Annotated in this window: 15 protein-coding genes; 10 read left to right on the top strand and 5 right to left on the bottom strand. The window is 57.0% G+C overall.

Annotated elements, in window-relative coordinates:
- Nucleotides 1–12: 12 nt before the first annotated feature.
- The gene (locus SH410x_RS26320; RefSeq protein ID WP_473672270.1) at nucleotides 13–1,611 is read left to right on the top strand and encodes an alpha-L-fucosidase; all 1,599 of its coding nucleotides are present in this window, start codon (nucleotides 13–15) and stop codon (nucleotides 1,609–1,611) included.
- A 139-nt stretch (nucleotides 1,612–1,750) separates the two neighbouring features.
- On the opposite strand, the gene SH410x_RS26325 is transcribed toward SH410x_RS26320, so the two are convergent.
- The 4 genes from SH410x_RS26325 to SH410x_RS26340 form a co-directional block, all read right to left on the bottom strand.
- On the bottom strand, nucleotides 1,751–3,160 hold the full coding sequence (locus tag SH410x_RS26325) for a DUF1501 domain-containing protein (protein ID WP_473672271.1): 1,410 nt from the start codon (nucleotides 3,158–3,160) through the stop codon (nucleotides 1,751–1,753).
- Nucleotides 3,150–7,172, bottom strand: coding sequence for a DUF1553 domain-containing protein (locus SH410x_RS26330; RefSeq protein ID WP_473672273.1), 4,023 nt, complete (start codon nucleotides 7,170–7,172; stop codon nucleotides 3,150–3,152). The genes SH410x_RS26325 and SH410x_RS26330 overlap by 11 nt, the downstream gene beginning before the upstream one ends.
- A 66-nt stretch (nucleotides 7,173–7,238) precedes the next feature.
- Nucleotides 7,239–8,768: a sulfatase family protein gene (locus tag SH410x_RS26335; protein ID WP_473672275.1), complete on the bottom strand. Its 1,530-nt coding sequence runs from the start codon at nucleotides 8,766–8,768 to the stop codon at nucleotides 7,239–7,241.
- Nucleotides 8,769–8,953: 185 nt separating this feature from the next.
- On the bottom strand, nucleotides 8,954–9,931 hold the full coding sequence (locus SH410x_RS26340; protein ID WP_473672277.1) for a 3-keto-disaccharide hydrolase: 978 nt from the start codon (nucleotides 9,929–9,931) through the stop codon (nucleotides 8,954–8,956).
- 455 nt (nucleotides 9,932–10,386) lie between these two features.
- Between SH410x_RS26340 and SH410x_RS26345 the strand changes: the two genes are divergently transcribed.
- The 9 genes from SH410x_RS26345 (at nucleotide 10,387) to cydB (ending at nucleotide 20,084) form a co-directional block, all read left to right on the top strand.
- Nucleotides 10,387–10,725, top strand: coding sequence for an ArsR/SmtB family transcription factor (locus SH410x_RS26345; protein ID WP_473672279.1), 339 nt, complete (start codon nucleotides 10,387–10,389; stop codon nucleotides 10,723–10,725).
- A gap of 179 nt (nucleotides 10,726–10,904) precedes the next feature.
- Nucleotides 10,905–12,554, top strand: coding sequence for an FAD-dependent oxidoreductase (locus SH410x_RS26350; protein WP_473672281.1), 1,650 nt, complete (start codon nucleotides 10,905–10,907; stop codon nucleotides 12,552–12,554).
- A 63-nt stretch (nucleotides 12,555–12,617) separates the two neighbouring features.
- Nucleotides 12,618–13,148: a rhodanese-like domain-containing protein gene (locus SH410x_RS26355; protein WP_473672283.1), complete on the top strand. Its 531-nt coding sequence runs from the start codon at nucleotides 12,618–12,620 to the stop codon at nucleotides 13,146–13,148.
- Complete coding sequence (locus SH410x_RS26360; protein ID WP_473672285.1) at nucleotides 13,148–14,323, top strand: FAD-dependent oxidoreductase; 1,176 nt, start codon at nucleotides 13,148–13,150, stop codon at nucleotides 14,321–14,323. The genes SH410x_RS26355 and SH410x_RS26360 overlap by 1 nt, the downstream gene beginning before the upstream one ends.
- Nucleotides 14,316–15,509 (top strand): efflux RND transporter periplasmic adaptor subunit, encoded by a 1,194-nt coding sequence (locus SH410x_RS26365; RefSeq protein WP_473672287.1) that lies wholly within the window; start codon nucleotides 14,316–14,318, stop codon nucleotides 15,507–15,509. Before SH410x_RS26360 ends, SH410x_RS26365 begins: the two co-directional genes overlap by 8 nt.
- Nucleotides 15,506–16,717, top strand: coding sequence for an ABC transporter permease (locus SH410x_RS26370; protein ID WP_473672289.1), 1,212 nt, complete (start codon nucleotides 15,506–15,508; stop codon nucleotides 16,715–16,717). Before SH410x_RS26365 ends, SH410x_RS26370 begins: the two co-directional genes overlap by 4 nt.
- The gene (locus SH410x_RS26375; RefSeq protein ID WP_473672291.1) at nucleotides 16,714–17,436 is read left to right on the top strand and encodes an ABC transporter ATP-binding protein; all 723 of its coding nucleotides are present in this window, start codon (nucleotides 16,714–16,716) and stop codon (nucleotides 17,434–17,436) included. The genes SH410x_RS26370 and SH410x_RS26375 overlap by 4 nt, the downstream gene beginning before the upstream one ends.
- Nucleotides 17,437–17,583: 147 nt before the next feature.
- Nucleotides 17,584–19,059 (top strand): cytochrome ubiquinol oxidase subunit I, encoded by a 1,476-nt coding sequence (locus SH410x_RS26380; RefSeq protein WP_473677404.1) that lies wholly within the window; start codon nucleotides 17,584–17,586, stop codon nucleotides 19,057–19,059.
- Nucleotides 19,056–20,084, top strand: coding sequence for a cytochrome d ubiquinol oxidase subunit II (cydB, locus tag SH410x_RS26385; RefSeq protein WP_473672293.1), 1,029 nt, complete (start codon nucleotides 19,056–19,058; stop codon nucleotides 20,082–20,084). The genes SH410x_RS26380 and cydB overlap by 4 nt, the downstream gene beginning before the upstream one ends.
- Before the next feature lie 97 nt (nucleotides 20,085–20,181).
- Here the strand turns inward: cydB and SH410x_RS26390 are convergent, their stop codons facing one another.
- Nucleotides 20,182–21,567, bottom strand: coding sequence for a DUF1501 domain-containing protein (locus tag SH410x_RS26390; protein WP_473677405.1), 1,386 nt, complete (start codon nucleotides 21,565–21,567; stop codon nucleotides 20,182–20,184).
- Nucleotides 21,568–21,590: the final 23 nt, after the last annotated feature.

The raw sequence follows: 21,590 nt of genomic DNA on the forward strand, positions 1-21,590 counted from the left end.
CAGCCTTCTCCCATGAAATACTTGGCACGAATCGCACTTCTATTGGCGGTTACCGGAACAAGTTGGATGCCATCATCGCGAGCAATCGGCGACGATCCCACGGCACCCCATCCCAACGTCGCGTCAGCCCTGAAGCGAATCGACCGAGTCATCGCTGACGGACCGTTTGCGCCGACCTGGGAATCATTGGAGAAGTATGAAATTCCGCAGTGGTACAAAGATGCCAAGTTTGGAATCTTTGTTCACTGGGGAGCCTACAGCGTGCCTGCGTTTGGCAGTGAATGGTACCCACGTCAGATGTACATCGACCAAGACCGCCGCGGAGACAACTTCCTCCAGCATCACATCGACACGTACGGCCCACAATCGGAATTCGGTTACAAAGATTTCATTCCGATGTTCAAGGCGGAGAAATTTGATCCTGACGCATGGGCCGATCTTTTTTCTCGCTCAGGAGCGAAGTATGTCGTACCTGTTGCGGAACACCACGATGGCTTCCCGATGTACGCCAGCGACTTTACCGAGTGGGATGCATCCGAAATGGGCCCGCATCGCGACATCGTCGCTGAACTAGGCCAATCGATCCGTGAGCATGGGATGAAACTTGGCCTCAGCAGCCACCGCGCGTTCAACTGGAAGTACTTTGTTCGTCGCCCCGATTTCGATAACGCAGATCCAAAGTTTGCTCGCCTATACGGTCGCCCAATGCCTTTTCTGTTCGAAAAGGATGCTGCTGACTACAAGGCGAGATTCGAACCCCAGGACAAACAGTTCAAAGAAGACTGGCTGGCGCGGACATGCGAAATTGTCGACAAGTATCACCCCGACCTAATCTGGTTCGATTTCGGCATCACGAACAGCCAAGAAACCGATTACTCCGAGAACCACTATTCGCCCTACCTGCAACGTTTTGCTGCGTACTACTACAACGTCAGTTCCAAACAGTCACCGGCGATCGGAATCATCAACTACAAGTGGCATGCATTTCCCGAAAAAGCCGCTGTCCTCGATCTTGAGCGTTCGAAGATGGACTCGATTCGCGAGCCCTTTTGGCAAACGGACACTGCGATCAGCAGCAGTTCATGGGGATACACCGAAAACCAAAAATACAAGTCTGCCGGCCGACTCGTCGATGACCTTATTGATATCGTTTCCAAAAACGGTTGCTTGCTGCTCAATGTAGGACCTCGCGCCGATGGAACCATTCCTGAAAAGGATCGTGAGATCCTGCTAAGCATCGGGGATTGGTTGCGTCTCAATGGCGAGGCCATCTACGGCACGACCCACTGGAAAGTCTATGGCGAAGGGCCGACCACCACCACGACCGGCCACCTGGCGGAGAACAAAGACAAGCCCTTCACCGCAAACGATATCCGGTTCACGACCCAAGGCAAAACGCTCTACGCGATCCTGCTGGACTGGCCCAAGTCCAATCGTGTGACGATCAAAACCTTGGCCGCGGGCGAGGGAGCTGACCCACGCACCATCGAGTCAATCGAACTGCTTGGAAGCGACGAAGAAATTCACTGGACCCGTGACGACCAGGGCCTGCATATCACACTCCCTGGCACGAAACCCTGTGAGTTCGCATACGCACTGAAGATTCAGTAGCGGGTAAGCCGCCTGTACCCCTTGCTTCTACGCGACCGCGAACAAATCACTTGAGTAGCGACGTTCGCCAGAACGCAGATCTCACCGTCTGGCGACGGTCGCGACATTGGATTGGACGCGTTCGATTGTCTCGCTGCCGCTAGGCAAGGATTTCTCTCAGTACGTTCCCATGGACATCAGTCAACCGAAAGTCACGACCGCCCGAGCGGAACGTGAGTCGTTCGTGATCGATGCCGAGTTGGTAGAGCACGGTCGCCCAGAGGTCAAAGAATGTGCTGGGCTTCTCGATCGCACGGTACCCGAATTCATCGGTCGCGCCATAGACCGTCCCACCCTTAATCCCTCCGCCGGCCAACCAGTAGCTGAATCCAAACGGGTTGTGGTCTCGACCGTTGGATCCCTGTGAGAAGGGAGTGCGTCCGAATTCGCCGGTGAACACGATCACGGTCTCGTCGAGCAGCCCACGCGAGTCCAGATCTTTGATCAGCGCGGCAATCGGCTGGTCCACTTGAGTGGCCATGACGCGATGCCCTCTTTCCAAGTCTCCGTGTTGATCCCAAGGGTTGGCGGCGCCTCCGGCACCGATGTTGCTGGTGATACAGGACAACTCCACGAAACGGACGCCTCGTTCGACCAACCGGCGAGCCAAGAGTGCCTGCCGGGCGTACGCCGCTTTGTTTTTGTCGGCGTCATCGACCCCATAGAGCCGTCGTGTCGCCTCCGTTTCACCGGAGATATCACATAGCTGAGGAACGGCGGCCTGCATGCGGAACGCTGTTTCGTAGTTTTTAATCGACGCATCAACATGGGCATCATCAATCGCTTGGGAGAACTGCTTGTCAATGTCTGCGACAAAGTCCAAACGCCGTCGCTGCGAACTTGGATTCTGACTTGATTGGACATTGGCGACAGCTTCCTTGGCATCCGCAGTTAAGAGCGAGGCTCCGTGCTGGGCGGGGAGGAAACCGCTGCTGAACAGTCCGACGCCACCATGCGGGGCAACCGCGCCGCCACTTTGCAGAACAATGTAGCTGGGCAGGTTCTCGTTGGCAGATCCGAGTCCATAGCTCGCCCATGCCCCCGCGCTGGGATGCCCCAGAAACGGGAAGCCGGTATGAGCCATGAAGTTTCCTTGCGCGTGTTCATTGACCGACGACGTCGCCGAGCGTACGACCGCCAGGTGATCGGCACAGGTCGCGATCTCCGGAAAGAGATCACTGATCGGCAAACCGCTCTCACCATGCTGAGCGAACTTAAACGGGCTGCCAAAGATCTGCCCGTTGTTATTGAACTGGGTACGCTCGAGTTGCATGGGCATCGGCTGACCATGCAACTGGGTCAACCGTGGCTTGGGGTCGAAGGAGTCCACGTGGGAAAACCCGCCGGACATGTAGCACAGGATGACATTCTTGGCTTTGCCGCCTGAAACATCCCAAGACGCTGCGTTGGATTGGCGGGCGTGCAGCGCCGAGAGCGCCGCCAGCCCAAATCCGCTGCTACATTGACTGAGCCATTGTCGACGCGAACGAGGCTGATGATTACCGAACATAGATGAATTCCTTCATATTGAACAAGGAATGTGCCAGATCGACCCAGTGTTGATTGGGTGCGACGTTCTCCGACGATGCGTTCAGCTTCGACCGGAGCATTTCAATTTGCGTTTGCAGTTGGTCTCGCCGCTCGCGTTCGCTCACGGTCATCATGGCCTCGATTTCCTGTTTCGAGATCCACAGGGGCATCCCCGAGGCGAGTGCGGCCACCTCTTCTTCGGTGAGGGCCCGGTTGAAGAGCCGAGCATGATGGATGCGACCCTGCAGCATTCGGTTCCCACTGGGCTGTTTGCCGTGTCGCATTCCAAACACGACCTCAAATGCATCGGCATGAAATGACTGAGTGCTCGTTTCATACGGTTTCCCGTACGGGCGGCCGTCGCGATAGCAGGTGATCGTTCCCGACCCATCGTAAGTGATCGCCAAATGCACGGGTCGATCAACCGCCTCGGTTTCGGGCTCGGAATCGAAGGGTTTTGTACGACGACCGTTGTCGCTCCCCGCCATCCATTGATCGTTCTTGCGTTCGTTAAAGACAACCGAATCGAACACGATTCCTGATAGATCTTGAACCGTCATCACTCCACCACCGGCTTGTTGCAACGTTGATAGCTGGACGGTCACCTCGAGAGTCTTCTCCAACAGATTCGCGGCGACGGGGGGAGTGGTTGCAAATCCAGCACCATCGAGCACCAACGCACCTTGCTTGAGCGACGCGGTGCCATGGAGCTGCAAGTCCAATTCACCAACGGAATCTTCTGCCGAGTCGTCGAAGGACCACTCCGCGATCGGATTCAGATCGGCGGGCACCTCCTTGTCTGGCGGCTGGTCGACTCGCTGCATTGCCAACTCGTTGATTGAATGGAGTTCGGCCGTGTGTTCTTCCATGGCAGTTTGCTGGCGCCGTCGGGCTTCGCGTTCCCGCTGGTAATTCTGTGACGCCGCCTCCAAGTACGCGATCGCTGACTGAAGCTCCGATTGGCTCGGTTGCCGCCCGAGAGCCTCGTGCCACATCCACGCGACTCGCTGGCGATCGCCCTCGAGGGTGTCCTGGTGCAAGGCACGATCAGCAAACTCCGTCGCCGAACGGATCACAAAGCGACTGTTCATCATCAACAAAGATTGTGCGGGGACATTGGTAACATCCCGGCGCCCCGTGCTCGAGAAAGGAACGGGAGCATCAAACGTTGCCAGGAAGGGATCCATGGCATTGCGAATCACCTTCACGTAGACGCTGCGGCGTGCCGAAGCACCCGGCGAGGCGAGTCCGTACATCGTTGGATCGAGCTGCCCCGACGCCGAGAGAACGGCATCCCGGATGGCCTCCGCTTCCAATCGCGTGATGGACCAATGAGAGTAGAGCCGATTCTGAGGATCCATCTCTTTTGCCTTCTCAGACGCCTGGTGATCCTGACGCCACGTGTCACTGGTCACGATACGGCGAATCATCGTCTTGATCGACCAGGCATCAGAAGTCTGAAATTCATCCGCGAGATAGTCGAGTAGCTCTGGATGTGTGGGCAACTGTCCGAGCCGCCCAAAGTTATCGTTCGTCCCGACAATCCCTCGACCAAACAGATGGTGCCAAATTCGATTTGTGATCACGCGAGCGGTCAGCGGGTTGTCTTCGCTCAAGACATCGTCCGCCAGCTCGCTGCGTCCACTGAGCGTTGTTTGGTAGGGCGTGTCGTCAAACGCTTCGAGAAACCGTCGCGGGACGGCGTCATCGGGCCGCTTGTGATCGCCACGAATGTATAGCGCCTGGTCCGCCCCGGCCCATTCGGCGAGTGCGGGCGCCCGCCGAGGAACAGGCACCTCCTGCTCAAGTTGGCGATATCGATCGATCAACGCCTGTGCTCGCGTGAACTCACTAACGGAGTTGGCGAGCCGTCGCTCACTCAGGCATTGATTCAATAACAATGCCTGGGCATCGGAGAGCTCGTCTTGCCGCCACGCCATCACCGCATTCTCGATGGCTTGCCGAAACACCTCGGCAAACTGTGAGAAAGACTCCGGGGGATCCGATCCGGCCTCTTGCACAATGGGTTGCATCCAGGCCTGGTCGTCACCTCCCTGGTGAAACGCCGTGCCCTTGGGGACCACGATCGCATCACGGATTCCGAACCAGGAGCGATCCTGGTTCTGCACCAAAACAGCCGAGTCATTGGCAGTCGCTAACTCGATATGAACGTCGTCGCCTTTCCAATAGCTCAAGTCATATTTGATCCAACGCCAACGGGACTGTTCTCCGTTCAACCTCGTGAACGGATACACCGTGCCGCTGCGGGGATAGTCTTGCACGACGTAACGTGTAATCGCAGAACCGCCGCCGTTGACCCTTAGCCACAAGTCATACTCGCCATCGAGGTGGAACGAGGGCGACGTCGTGACAGCGGCATGTTTGTCACTGAGTAAATGCGAATAAACACCCGACGGATAAATACCGCGAACAACCGCGTCACCGGAGTTGTTGATTGCAAAGGCGCCAGCCGGACTGACTCGATCGGCCGTGCCGTTGCCGTAGGCAAACCAATCCTTGCGATCGCTCGGCTCGGACAAGTCCCAGTGCGGCAACCGATCGGCCGTGTGATCGGCAGCCCCAGACTCGGCGGAGTCGCTGGTCGCGGCGTTCTTCGCAGAACCACTCCAGATCGCCTGAAAGTCATCGGCCTGGCGCAGCGACTGAAGTAGCGCTGCGATGGGGCCGGATTCGTTGTCGGCTGTTGCTAACAATGCATCAGGGGTCGCCAGGGCATCGATCCAGTCTTGGGCAATCGCGTCTCGAATCTTTGATTTCAGGGATGACAGGGATTCGCGGTTCCTGTTCAAGCGTTCCGGGGAGTCGATCGCGGCTCGTCCCGGTCGGGTCGAACCGACAATTCCAAAGAGAGCGTAGTAGTCGGCTTGGCTAATCGCATCGAACTTGTGATCGTGACAACGCGCGCACGAAACGGTGAGCCCCAAGAATGCCTTGCTGAAGACATTGATTGCGTCGTCGGTAAATCGCACCTTCTCTTCCAACGCATCGGTAGGACCGAAGCCATGAAAGACCATCCGCCAGTGAGCCGTCGCGACCTGGGATTCATTGATCCCCAGCTCCTGATTGATACGCGGTGTTTCCAGTAAGTCGCCTGCAATGTGTTCGCGAACGAGACGATCGTAAGGCACGTCGGCGTTGAGCGATCGAATGAGGTAATCGCGGTAGTGGTGTGCTCCGACAATGGCTGGGTCCCCTTCGCTGCCGTGCGATTCGGCATAGCGAATCCAATCCATCCAGTGCCGCGCCCATCGCTCACCAAAATGCTCCGACTGCAACAATCGGTCGACGTACTGCTCGTAAGCGTCCTGGGAGGGGTCGCTGACAAACCGACTCACTTCGTCAGGCGTGGGGGGCAAGCCGATGATCGCAAACGAGAGACGCCGCGCCAATGCGATCCGGTCAGCCTGTTGTGCCGGTGCCAGACCGGCCGCCTCCTGTTCGGCATGAATGAACCGATCGATGGGATGATTTGAGCTGCCGGGAACACGGGCCTTGGGCAGCTCGGGCCGAACGAGCGGCTGAAAGCTCCACCACTGTACTCGTTTTTCACGGATCGCGTCCCACGAGGTCGATGCGAGCAGTTCCTCGGGCGGTGGTGGCTCGTCCCTTGGGTCGGCCGCGCCCAGGGACAACCATTTTGCAAAGTCGGCGATCACCTCATCGTCAAGCTTCGCGCCCCCTTCAGGCATTTCGATGCCTTCGACTTCATGCCGGAGGACTTTCAACAGGAGGCTGTCGGATGGATTGCCGGCAATCAGAGGTCCCGATTCACCACCTTTGCGGAGGGCATCGCGATAATCCAATGCAAGCTCGCCCTCGGAGGTCTCGGCCGTGTTGTGGCACTCATAGCACTGCTCGACCAAGACCGGTCGAATTCTTTGTTCAAAGAACTCGATCTGGTCTGGCGGTGGTTCAGCGGCATGTGTCGTCGCGACCCATACGAGCGTCGCCAGAATCGATAGGACTTTCAACTTTTGCGAGATCCTTGCATCAAAGAAATGAATCCTCGCAATTGTAACCGATCGACGACGAGCGTTTCACTTTTGCTGCGGCTTCTTCGTGAACGGGATCACCGGACGTTTCAGGGAGCTGGTTGGTTCTCGGAATACCCAGGGTTCCCACATCGTCTTGACGCGTTGCCATTCTTCAAGGGTTCGCGTTGGATACCAGCCGGGGACGCCGTATTTCTGAAAATCATATTGGTCCGCGTTCTCTTGGACCCACTGGCCAACGGCGGGCAGGGGATTGGTCGCTGGAAAAACGCCCACAGCGCGAAAGTCATCCGAAACTCCCTCGTCTTCAATGACCTCGGTTCGCCACCGATTCAATTCGGCGAGCAACTCCGCTTTCACACCTGCGTACTCCGCATCGTCGGCAACGTTATGGATTTCGTGCGGGTCGCGGCGGAGGTCGAATAATTCAACCTCTGGTTTCTGGGGTGCCATGAACGCGGCTTGCTCGGGAGTCAGCTTCCCCTGCAAATTCAAAACGTTCATCTCCGCCAGTGGTGGGTAAGCGCTCTCTTTGTAGAAACTGAACTGGCAGTAGGCCCGCTCCGGCATCAGGTTCAGGATCAACTTGTGGTCCTTCGAGCGGATCGATCGCATGGCATCGTGCGTCGTATCCATTTTATCACGGGCGGCGAAGGTGTATTTTCGCTGCTTAACGTCATCGCTGAACAAACTCTTACCATGCAGCGGAACGGGCGGCGTGATGCCCGCGGCCTCCAGAATCGTTGCATCGATGTCAATCGACATGACCATGTCACCATTCACCTGTCCCGGTTTGACTTTCCCAGGCCATCGCAAGAGCATTGGAATCCGCGTGCCTTCGTCGTAGAGGAATTGCTTCCCGCGAATGTGACAGCGGCCATGGTCCCCGATGAAGAACACGATCGTGTTCTGAGAAAGACCTTCGTCGTCGAGCCGTTTCAACAGGGCGCCCACTTCGCGATCGACGAGCTGCATCTGTTCCAGGCCATTGGCCCAGTCGCGGCGAATGAATGGCGTGTCGGCATAGTACGGCGGCAACTCCACATCGTCGATGTCGATGGGCCGCTGTGGGTCTCGTTTCCAAGCTCGGTGCGTCCCGCCAAAGGTGATGCGGGCAAAGAAGGGCTGATCGGGCTTGCGATCCTTCCAATCATCGCCCATGAACAGTTCTTCCTTCGTGTCGGGCAAGAAGTTGCAATCGGTTTTCCAACTCATCAGGCAAGTGAAGTACCCCGCGTCGGCGAACAGGTGCGGGATCGGACGAATCCCGTAAGGCAGAGGCTTTTTGTCTTCGGTACGGTGCTGATGTGCCCCAATGTAGTTCTGATGAAAACCCGTCATCATCGCGGAACGCGACGTCGAACAAACCGGCGACGTCGTGAATGCCCGCTCGTAACGGATCCCTTCAGCAGCAAGCTGATCGACATGCGGAGTATGGATCCCCTGGGTGCCATAGCAAGATAGGTCGGGCGACCAGTCTTCAATCGTGATCCACAGGATATTCGGACGTTCGTCGGCGAACGCGGGAGCATGCGTGAAGCATACCCATAGAAGGAGACAGGTGATTCGAAACATTAATTTCCCCTCGCAGAAAGTTGCAGTGTTAGGTTGGAGACAGGGACGCTGGACGCCAGATTATTTTTCAGAAACTCGCGAAGCCGCTCTCCCCAAAAGGTGGCGTCCGATAGCCTTGATCGGCAACCAATTGGGGGAGCATGCGTTTGCAGAAACCGGCCAAGCAAACGCAACGAGTCACATCCTCATTGACCGGCGGGACCATTTGCGGTGAGGACCTTCAGGTTGTCAAAGTCAACGGTTGCTCCGTTAACGGTGAAGCCGAACTTTGTCTTGGTGGGATGGGCGAATCCAGGCGAACGCAGACTCGTTGCCCGTTTGCCATCGAGGAAGGCTGTCATGGTATCACCTTCCATTCGGACTCGCAGCGTATGCCACTCTCCTGGTTGAAGGTTGACGGGCACGTCGGACTGAGTGCGCGACAGGATCTCCTGAAGCCTCTTCGAGTCCTCGGGCGATCGGTCGCTGTCTTGTCGCATCTTGCGGACTTCGAGATTCATGCCGCCGGTCTTGTCATCACTGATGCTCAACCGTTTGGGCGAAATGGAAACGCGACAAATGTGTCCCGCGTGTACTGACTTTTCGCCCTTGTCGTCGATCACGAAATTGAATCGGGTGCCTCCACTGAACCGAAAATCAAACTGAATATCAACATCGTCGAAATCAATTGCCGTGCGAATCACTGCCCCGTGATCGCTTTTCGTCTGTTTGCCGACCAAGACCCCGTCGACGACCGCCCAGGCGTCCTCATGGCCTCGGGACGTCGCATAGTCCTTCCCAATCTCCGAGCGACCTTCGTAGTGATCCTCAAACGCTAGCCCCCAAGGGAGACCGCGGGTTGATGCCTCGTTTGAGACCGGCTGCTGGTCTGAATTCTTGTTTGATTTTGAGGCTCCGGATGGGGGAGGCTGCTTTGTGGCTGGAGCATCCGACTCGGTGGTAACGAATTCGAACGCTGGCAACACCGCTGCGGACTGGTCGCATGCTGCTCGATGGCCGATGGGGCCGGAGATTCCACCGAGCACACCGTCGGCTTTCGTCTCATCGCCCCGGAACTCACCCACGCGAATATCATCGCCGTCGGCCAGGGGAATGTTGGGCTGCGCGGCTTCTAAATGCCCCGCCAGCAGACAGGTCAGGAACAGGAACGTCCAGAATCTCATCCGCGTCTCTCCTCAGTTACGGAACGAACGGAAAGTAAGTGGCCCAACGCTCCGCGGTCGGAATGGTCGACCGCGGAGCGTTCGACCCCAATTTCAGACAGTGATTTCCCGCTCGTTCCTAAGTAATGCGTCGCAGACCGCCATGCGTGAATTTGCCGCCCCGTCGCGATCATGAAGGGTAATCGCGGCAGCGGCAAGAAATTGGAGTTTTTTCTGACAAAAACCTGCAAGTCACCTGCTGCGGGAGGGCGTTTCCGGTCGCGGTCAGTGCCGGAACCCCCGGTCGCTGCGGTTTGAATGGTAACCCGATGCGTCAGCGAGCAATTCAATCGAATCCCTCCGTTCACCCGTCGGGTTCGAAAATCAACAGTCCACCCACCGCATCGCCGGAACAATGACCTTGACACCTCGCGACCTTACGACACAATATAATTCACTCAACCATGGAGATCGCGATGGCGAAGAAACCCAGCACAACCGAGCCGACGACGGTGAAAGCGTCCAAACCTGCGGGCACGGTGCATGATTTTGCAGCCGCCGCAGAGTGCCTGAAAGTACTCGCTCATCCTGTGCGTTTACGAATCGTTCAGCTGCTTTTGCACGGTCGTTTCACCGTGGGCGAGTTGGCCGAAGACTGTGAAATCCCCGACAACGTCGGTTCGGAACACCTGCGTCTGTTACAGCGTTGCGGGTTCTTGGAGAGCCAACGTGAGGGCCGGCGCGTCTACTACACCGTCGCCGAACCGCACCTCGAACAACTGATGGCGTGCATCGAAGGCAGGTTCCTGCCCTAGTCGCACTGGAACGTGCCCAAAACCACGGTCCAGCCATCTCCGCACGCCCATCGATCGGCCTCTTGCGACGTGTCGGCGCCCCGAGACATTAAACTGATTTCAGCAAAACAAATTCTGTTCACGAACCGGCTCTGCACTAGCACACTCCCCCCCAACATTGAATTAGGAACACATCGAAAATGAAGATCGTTATCATCGGAGGAGTCGCTGGCGGCGCGTCGACCGCAGCGCGGGCGAGACGGTTGAGCGAAGACGCAGAGATTGTTGTTCTTGAGCGTGGGCACGATCCCTCGTTCGCAAACTGCGGGCTGCCGTACTACGTCGGCGGGGAAATCGAGTCGCGGGGCAAGTTACTGGTCGCCCCCATCGAAATGCTGCGCCAGCGTCATCGGCTGGACGTTCGCGTTCGCAGTGAGGTCACACGCATTGATGTTGAAAACCAAACGGTTGACGTCAAGAATCTCGATTCCGGTCAATGCTACACCGAACCCTACGACAGGTTAGTCATCGCGACGGGGGCTTCCCCGTTTCGTCCGCCCATCCCTGGCATCGACTCATCGCGAGTTCTGGAGCTGCGTGATCTTCCGGATGCCGACCGGATGCACGACGCGGCGACCTCGGGTGCCCAGCACGCAGTGATCGTCGGCGCGGGATTTATCGGCATCGAAGTCGCTGAGAATCTCGCCCAGCGACAGATCAAAGTCACCATGGTCGAACGCGATACCCAGATCCTGCCACCATGGGACAGCGAGATGATTCGGCCGATCGAGTCGCACCTTCGCGATTCAGGCGTCGACCTTCGCTTGGGCAATTCAACGACAGCATTTGAAGAAACCTCGAACGGTTTGGCGATTCAGCTGGAATCCGGTGAGACGCTCGACGCTGACTTTGCTGTCGTCTGCATCGGCGTCCGTCCCGAAAGCAAACTCGCCGCCGATGCTGGCATCGAGTGCGGCGCTCGCGGCGGCATTGTCGTCAACGATTCGATGCAAACAAGTGCCCCGAATGTGTACGCGGTCGGCGATGTGACACAGGTGAATTGCTTTGTGTCAAAGACGCCGGTTCAAATTCCGCTGGCCGGGCCTGCCAATCGGCAAGGCAGAATCGCTGCCGATCATATCTTCGGACGCACCTCAACGTATCGCGGCACCCAAGGCACCGCGGTCGTGGGCGTGTTCGGGAAGACCGCGGCGATGACGGGACTGAGCGAGAAATTGCTGGTTCGGAATGGCACCCCTTTCGAAAAGGTTTACATCCATCCTTTGGATCACGCTGGCTACTATCCCGGTGCGAGCCAGATGACGCTGAAGCTGCTTTTCGATCCAACGACGGGCATCATTCTGGGCGCGCAGTGCGTTGGAACCAACGGGATCGACAAGCGGATCGACGTCCTGGCCGTCGCGATTCAGGCAGGCATGACGGTATACGACCTGGAAGAAGTCGAATTGTGTTACGCACCGCAGTACGGACACGCCAAAGACCCGATCAACATGGCTGGTTTTGTCGCGTCAGGTGTGATCCGCGGCGATCAACCGATCCTGCACTTGGCGTCACTGGCCGCTGACGACGCCGCGTTCCTGTTGGACGTTCGCTCGGAATCCGAATTCGCGGCCGGGCATATTCCCGGTGCGATCAATATTCCGCTGGAGCAACTTCGCGAGCGAACGGACGAATTGCCCAAGGACCGTCCAATCGCAGCGTACTGCATGGTCGGTCAGCGCGGTTACATGGCGACCCGATTGCTGAACCAGCGAGGGTTTGACGCAGCTAACCTTAGTGGCGGATATCGGCTGTGGTCGAGTGTTCCCCAACCCGCCGACAACCAATAGATCGAAACGGAAAACTCATTAATGAAATCAACTCAACAACCATTCATTGAAAGGATGATCGGCATGACCTTTAGAACATGGATGGGACTGATTGCGTTCGCGATACTCAGTACCATCACAACACAAACGCATGCTCAGTTCGGTGGCTTTTTTGGTGGCCCGACATTGGAGACCATCGGAACCAACGAACTCCACACACTATTAGAACGACAACGCAAGCTGGAAACCCAAGCCGAGAAGGCGAATGCAAAGGCTCCCGCAGCCGATTTTGTGGTTGTCGACGTGCGTACGGACAAAGAGGTCAACGTCTCGGTCATTCCCGGTGCGATCACGAAGGCTCAGTTTGAAAAAGACGCGGCCAAGTATCAGGGTAAGACCGTGATTGCCTACTGCACCGTCGGCGGTCGCAGCGCCGCGTACGCCAAACAACTCGCCGGCAAGGGCATGAAGGTCAAAAACTACAAAGGCAGTATCCTCAAATGGGTCGACGCCGGCTTGCCGGTGGTCACGCTCAAAGGCGAACCGACGAACCGCGTTCACACCTACAGTGACCGCTACCGTATTCCAGCCAAATACGAACAGGTGACCGACTAGTGCTGACCAAGAACGTTGTTCTGCTAGGCATCGGTCACACGAATGCCCACATCGTCCATCAATGGGCACGCAATCCCATTGAAGGTTGCGCTCTGACATGCATTAGCAAGTTTCCCACGGCGACCTATTCGGGAATGTTACCGGGCACGCTGGGGTGCCAATTCCGCGACGACGAGATGCGAATCGACTTGGAGCGGTTGTGCGATCGGGCGGGAGCGAAATTGATTTTGGCGGACACCCTGGGGTTGGACTTGCCAACCGGAACACTGTCCTTCGCCGATAACGAAAGCATCGCGTTTGATGCCTTGTCGATCGGTGTCGGCTCGATGCCCGCCGGGTGGGACGCACATGCTGGGGCGGCCTCGATGGTCCCGATTAAGCCGATGCAAACGTTTCTGGGCCGCCTACAGCAGCGCGTCGACAGCCGATTGGATCTGGCGAAAGGCCCCACCGCGATTCGTGCCGCCATTGTCGGTGGCGGCGTGGCAAGTGTCGAGATTGCGCTGTGTTTGCAACAGCATTTCCGAAAGCGAAATCGGAAGCGTGAGTTCTCGATCGCGATTTACACCAGCAGCGACCGAGTCGCCGAGGGGATGAAACCACGCAGCATTCGCAAAATCGAACAGCTCCTAGAATCCCGAAGCATTCGCATCACGCCCGGACACCGCGTTACCGAAGTCGGCGACGACTTCATCGCGACCGAGGACGGCAGTCGATACGGAGCCGACATCGTTATCTGGGCTACTGGCGCGGCGGCACCGCCGGTACTCGGCAACCTGAATCTACAGACGGATGAGCGTGGCTTCATCGCGACCACACCGACATTGCAATCGTTGTCCGATCCTCGCATTTTCGCCGTGGGTGACTCAGGGACGGTCGTCGAATCGCCTTCCCCGAAAGCTGGAGTGTATGCGGTTCGCCAGTGCCCGATCCTGTGGCATAACCTTCGCGTGCTACTGCAGGGCGGCTCGATGAAAACATTCGAGCCACAATCGGATTTTCTAAAGCTGCTCAACACTGGAGATGGAAAAGCCCTGCTCGAATATGGGCCAGTGACACTGCACGCCCGTTGGTGCTGGCGTCTCAAAACCTGGATCGACAAACGGTTCATCTCCGAGTTTCAATCTGACAGCCGAATCCCCCCACCAATTCACAAGAGTTCAATCAATGGCTGACAAGGAACGAGCAGGAAGTCACTCTTCGAATCAGTTGGCGATCACTCTACTCAAAGTGGTTTTCGTCGCGACTGTGATCGGAGTCGGCGTTTATTGGTTCTGGTTCAAACCGCTAGCCGTGCATGGCCACGAGGTAAACCGTGGCACAGTCGTGGTGGAAGTCATGGGCACGGGAACGCTGGAAGCTCGCGTGGAAACGACGATTAGTGCAAAGATCGCCGGCCGTGTTGTCGCTTTGCTTGTCGATCAAGGCGAGCGGGTGTCACGGGGCGATTTGCTGGTGCAACTCGATGATGCGGAACTTCAACAGCAAGTCGCGATCGCCACTGCCAACGTCGATGCATCATCGGCAGCCATCGAGCGACTCAAGACCGACAAAGAGCGCGCCATCGCCGTATACGATCAGGCCCGCAAGAATCATGACCGAGTGCAGTCGTTGGTGAGCAAGGATGCGGCCAGTCGGGGCGATGCCGATAAGGCGACCGAATCCCTGGCTGTCGCAGAGTCCGGCCTGTCGCGAGCCGAAGCTGCCATTGCCGAGGGACAGAAGGAGCTCGTTGCCTCGCAAAAAACCGCTCAATACCACTCCGCTCGCCTGCAAGACACCGAGATTCACGCCCCCTTCGATGGACTGGTGGTTAAACGCAGCCGCGAACCAGGCGACGTGGTCGTTCCCGGCAGCTCCATCATGACGCTGATTTCGACCGACGAGCTGTGGATCAGTGCATGGGTCGACGAGACCGAAATGGCAAAGCTGGAACCGAATCAACCGGCTCGTGTCGTCTTTCGTAGCGAGCCGACACATCCCTACACGGGCAAAGTGGCGCGTTTGGGGAAGGAAGCTGATCGCGAAACACGCGAGTTCATTGTCGATGTTCAGGTGTTGGAATTGCCGACGAATTGGGCCGTCGGACAGCGGGCAGAAACCTTTATCAACGTCGCGAACCGAGACGACGCATTGGTTCTGCCCCCACAATTGCTAAGCAACCGGAATGGGCGTACGGGTGTTTTCGTGGACCAAGATCAAAGGGCCATTTGGCGTGACGTCAAAATCGGTGTCCGCAGCCGTGATGCCGTGGAGATCCTTGATGGACTCAGCCAAGGCGATGTCGTCATTACCCCGATCAAGCCCAAACCTGGACTGACCCAGGGTCGCCGCATTCATATCAGCGAGCCCGAAGCATGAACCTGGCCACCAAAGACATTCGACACAACCTCGGGCGTTTCGCCCTCACCACGGTCGGCATCGGTATGTTGTTGATGGTCGTGATGGGAATGGGGGGGATCTATCGCGGTGTCGTCGAAGACGCAACGCTGCTGATCGACCGTGTCGGAACGGACCTTTGGATCGTCCAGCGAAATACACGCGGCCCGTTCGCCGAACTCTCCCGCGTGCCCTCCAATTTGGTGTACCGCGCCGCCGCGGTTCCGGGGGTCGCTTACTCCCGCGAGTTCGTTTACCACACGATCCAACGAGAACGCGATGGGAAGCCATTACGGATTGCGGTTTTAGGATTGAGCTGGCCGACAGACAAAGGCGAGTGGATTCCCCTCACGTCCGGTCGCCCCTTGGGGCAAGCTCACTACGAGATGATCGCCAACGAAACGCTGGGACTGCCCCTCGGCCAGCAAATCAAACTCGGCAAGGAAACCTATACCATTGTCGGCACGACCAACAATATGATCAGCTCCAGCGGCGATGGCCTGGCGTTCGTGACGATTGCGGACTCGCTGGCGATCCAGTTCGACACGCCTGGCGAAGCGGTTCGGTTAGAACGTGCCGCACGCGAGGCTCGCGGGGAACGATTCGAACAAGTGATTCAGAATCCGTTGATGTTGGCCAATTCCCAAAGACCGTCGTTGCAGTTGCCTGGGATTGCCCGGCCGCAGATCAGTGCGGTGATGGTCACGCTCCTGCCCGGTGCGAACGTTCAGCAAGTCGCAGAGATTATTTCCGGTTGGGGCGACGTATCGGTTTTTACCGCCGATGGCGAGCGAGAACTATTGCTCAAGGGCAGCGTCGAAAAAGTGCGTCGACAAATCGGACTATTCCGCGTGCTGCTGACCGTGATCGCAGCCATCATCATGGCGTTGATCCTCTACACGTTGACGCTTGATAAAATCCATTCGATTGCATTGTTGAAACTGATCGGTGCGCCCAACACCGTGATCCTGGGGCTGATCTTGCAGCAAGCATTGCTGTTAGGCGTGGTGGGTTTTGCAATTGCCTATCTCGTCGGCCAGCAACTGTTTCCGCTGTTCCCTCGTCGCGTGATTTTGGCCGACTCCGACCTGATGCAATTGGCAGGGATCGTGTTGGTCATTTCGGTTCTATCGAGCCTGCTGGGGATCTGGAAAGCAATGAAAGTCTCCCCCAACGAGGCCTTGGCATGAGTGAAACGCTGGCAATTGAAGCGATTGAGCTGACCAAAATCTACGGAAGTGGAAACACGGAAGTGGTCGCGATGCGGGACGCCTCGATGGAGGTTGCCAAGAGTGAAGTCGTTGCATTGCTCGGCCCCAGTGGCAGCGGAAAGTCGACGTTCCTGACCGCTGTTGGGCTCATCAATCCGCCGACCTCCGGCCGTATCACGATCGGCGGCAAACTGGTCCTGGACGGCCAGACGCCCCACACTAATTTGCGTTCGTTCCGGCGTCGCCATCTCGGGTTCATCTTCCAGAAGTCCAACCTTATCCCGTTCCTCTCTGCGATCGAGAACATTCAAATAGCGATGCAGCTCAACGGTGAATCGAAGCGTGCGTCACGCCTCCGCGCTATGGAACTGCTCGATTATCTTGGAGTCGCCGATCGAGCCAACAGTTTTCCTGCGATGCTGTCGGGCGGCCAACAACAGCGGGTTGCTGTCGCCCGCGCGCTGGCCAATCGGCCCAGCGTGATTCTGGCCGATGAACCCACCGCCGCGCTCGATGGACATCGCGGTCGGCAAGTGATGGAACTGTTCGCCAAGGTCGCTCACGAGCAAGGCACTGGCGTGATCGTCGTCACGCACGACCATCGCGCACTCGATGTCTTCGACACAATCTATGAAATGGAAGATGGAAAAATGGAAAAGTCAACTCTCCCTCAACCGCAAACGGTATCCCACGAGTGACGTCCGCGATTCAGACCGATCGTGCAATCACCGCACGATTCTCGGCCGCAGGTATTGTCAAAGATCCAGTACCGAAAATTGAATGCTCATCAACGGACATAGCCATGTCCACTACGCTAACGGACGTGTCGCCACGTCCACTACAAAATAATGGACGTTGAAATACTCAGTCGGCTGCAGTTTGCGGGCACGATTATGTTCCACTATCTGTTCCCGCCGCTCTCGATTGGTCTGGGGCTGCAGTTGTTCTTGTGCGAACTGGCCTACTTCCGCACCCGGAAACCGGAGTGGGAGGCTGCGGCCCGATTCTGGACACGCGTGTTTGCGGTCAATTTTGCCATGGGCGTGGCCACGGGCATCGTGATGGAATTCGAGTTCGGAACGAATTGGGCAGCGTATTCTCGATTCGTTGGCGATGTCTTTGGCTCTGCTCTGGCTGCGGAAGGGATCTTTGCGTTCTTCCTAGAAAGCGGGTTTCTTGCCGTGCTCGTTTTCGGGTGGGACCGTGTCGGGCCGAAGATGCACTTGTTTAGCACATTGATGGTATCGCTCGGTTCGATGTTCAGCGCGGTGTGGATCGTCGTCGCCAACAGTTGGCAACAAACGCCCGCTGGCTACCACATCGTGTGGCAAGACGTGCAGGGTGAGATGATGCCAAGGGCCGAAGTGACAGACTTTTGGGCGATGGTCTTCAATCCCTCGTCTGTCGACCGACTGACGCATACCTTGATCGGTGCGTTCGTGCTCGGCGCGTTCTTTGTGGCTTCGGTTTGCTCATACTATTTACTGAAGAATAGGCATCAAGAGGTTGCCCGCCGGTGTTTGTCGATCGCTCTTCCATCGGCGCTACTGTTCACGATCCTGGCAGCCGCCACGGGACATGACTCGGCACAGAAGTTAGTCGAGACACAACCCGCGAAACTGGCCGCCATGGAAGCACACTTCGAGTCGAGCGATCAGCCCACGGGCCTGAACCTGTTCGGTTGGCCAGATGCGGAAAACAAGACCGTTCATTTCAGCGTCAAAATACCCTACTTGCTCAGCCTGATGGTCTACAACGATCCGACAAAACCCGTTCCGGGAATGGATCAAATCCCCGCTGACGAGCAACCGCCGGTGTGGTTGCCGTTCCAAACTTTTCACCTGATGGTCGGATTGGGCACTTTGATGATCGGTATTGCGGGGCTGGCGTGTTGGTTCTGGTATCGAGATTCGCTCGAACAGAAACGCTGGCTACTTTGGGCGATCGTCATCATGCCATTTGCCGCGATGACGGCCAATCAAGCAGGCTGGGTCACTGCCGAAGTGGGCCGGCAACCCTGGATCGTTTATCCATCGGTCCAGAACGGAGTGGAAATGATGGGGTTAAAAACGGCTGATGGGCTGAGCGAATCCGTCACGGCGCAGCAAGTACTCAGCTCAATCATTCTGTTCAGCATCATCTACTCGTTGCTGTTCGCGGTGTGGGTGTTCGTCCTGAACAACAAAATCCAACATGGGCCGGAGAGCACTGAGGAGCTGATGGAGCACAAACGCCAACTGCAGGCAGGGTCGATGTCAGAGAAATTTGGGCAAAGCAGTGGGTCCGCCGGTGGCGACATGATGGAGGAGGAAGTCCGATGAGCTACGAACTACTCACGATGATTTGGTTTGTCCTATTGGGCGTGCTGCTGGTTGGCTACACGATCCTCGATGGATTCGACTTGGGTGTCGGAATCCTGCACCCTTTCATCGCGAAAGATGATCGCGAACGTCGACTCGTGATGAATTCGATCGGTCCGCTATGGGATGGGAACGAAGTCTGGCTGGTCACGTTTGGCGGCGCGTTGTTCGCTGCTTTCCCGGTGGCCTACGCGACCGTATTCAGCAGTTTCTACACCGCGTTCTTCCTACTGCTGACCTGCTTGATCGGTCGAGCAGTCAGCTTGGAATTCCGGTCCAAGGTTCACTCACCATCCTGGCGAAAGCTCTGGGACCTGTGCTTCTTCCTGTCCTCGCTCACCGCCGCATTCTTACTGGGCGTAGCCGCTGGGAACGTGATGGCGGGAATGGAACTCGGCCCGAAGTATTACTACGAAGGGAATCTACTGAGCCAGATCTACTGGTATCCATTGCTGGTTGGCTGCCTGACTGTTTCCCTATTCGCCTTGCACGGCGCCATCTACCTGTATTTGAAAACGGAATATGAACTGCAAGCACGGGTACGTCGCGCGATCACGCCTCTGTTCTATGCGTTTGTCGGACTATACGTCCTGGTCACCGTTGCCACGTTATGGCATGTTCCGCATGCAACCGAAAATATTGTAGCCTATCCAATCCTTTGGAGCGTGCCGATACTCAATGCGTTGGCGATTCTCAATATTCCGAGAGCGATGCACCTCGGCAAACCTGGCTATGCGTTCTTCACCTCGTCGATGGTGATCATGGCGTTCGCTTCGCTGTTCAGCGTCGCGATCTTTCCCAACTTCATGCTATCGACGATCGACCCAGCATACAGTGTCACGTTGGAGAACGCCCGAAGCAGCGCCGGCACGCTGAAGACGATGCTCATCATCGCTGTGATCGGGATGCCCTGCGTGCTCAGCTACACGGTCATCATCTACTGGATTTTCCGAGGCAAGGTCACGTTGGACAAGAACAGCTATTGAGTGAACGCGACCGACCTTCCGCCTCGTGATTTCCTACGCCGGCGCAGTCCTCAACCACTTCCTGATCGCTCGTCACTCCAAACCGTTTTTGAAACGATTATGCAATCACGTCGTGGATCACGTGCCCTTTGACATCCGTTAATCGCATGTCACGCCCGCCGAAACGAAAGGTACTGCGGGTATGGTCAACGCCCATCAGGTGCAGCATTGTGGCATGCAGGTCGTGCATCTCGACGCGGTTCTCGACCGCTTTATAGCCCCATTCGTCGGTTGCCCCAAACACCGTTCCCGGCTTTGCCCCGCCGCCCGCCATCCAGACCGTGAATCCAAATTGATTGTGATCACGACCATCCTTGCCCTGAGCAAAGGGGGTGCGTCCGAACTCACCCGCCCAAACCACGAGCGTGTCTTTGAGCAGGTCACGCTGTTTCAAGTCTTTCAAAAGACCCGCGATCGGTTGGTCGACCGCGCGAGCGTTGTTCTCGTGGCCTTGCTTCAGTTTCGAGTGTTGATCCCAACGGTCGCCGCCGGTGTCGGGACAGGTCAACTCAATGAAACGCACGCCGCTTTCGACCATCCGCCGAGCAATCAGACACTGAGCCGCATAGGTGCGTGTCTGCGCATAGTCAGAATCGAGACCGTACATCTTCTTGATGTGGGCGGGTTCTTGGCTGAGCGACATCACCTCTGGAACCGCCATCTGCATCGAATACGCAAGTTCGTAGTTACGAATTGCTGACTCGATGCTGTCATGTTTGCCAAAACGGGATTCGGCAAAACCATCCAACTCGCGAACCAAGTCTAGTTTGGATCGTTGTTGCTGATCGGTTGGCTCGGTTCGCTGGATGTTCGCAACACCGGTGCCCGATGGCAGAAAAGTGGACCCCTGGTAGCTTGCAGGAAGGAATCCGCTGCCAAAGCAATCCAGCCCCCCCGGCGGCACCAAACCACCGTTGAGAACGACGAACCCCGGTAGATTGTTACATTCGCTGCCTAGCCCGTAGTTAACCCAAGCACCCATGCTGGGTCGTCCTTGAAGCCCGCTGCCCGTGTGCAGGAAGTAGTTCGCAAAAGTGTGCTCTGGGAACTCCGACGTCAGCGACCGAATCACCGCGAGGTCATCTGCACAGGACGCAACGTGCGGGAACAGGCTGCTCACGGGCAGCCCCGACTCACCGTATTGCTGGAACTTCCAAGGGCTGGCCAATACCTTGCCATTGTTGTTGAACTGAGTGGGCTCAACCTTAAACAAGCTCCCGGGATCTTTCCCGTCAAACCTCTCCAGCAACGGCTTGGGGTCGAAGGTGTCGACCTGGGAGGGGCCGCCGTCCATGTACAGAAAGATGACGTTCTTCGCAGTGACCTTATGGTGGGGGCCATGCAGTGCTTTGCCGAGATCAGCTGTCCCCGACGAATACGCTCGGTCCAGACCGAGTGCGGAAAGCGCCAACGCACCAAACCCACTCGCCGAACGCGCGAGCATTTCGCGACGGGACACTGGCTGGG

It is taken from the genome of Rhodopirellula sp. SH410 (genome assembly GCF_055811895.1).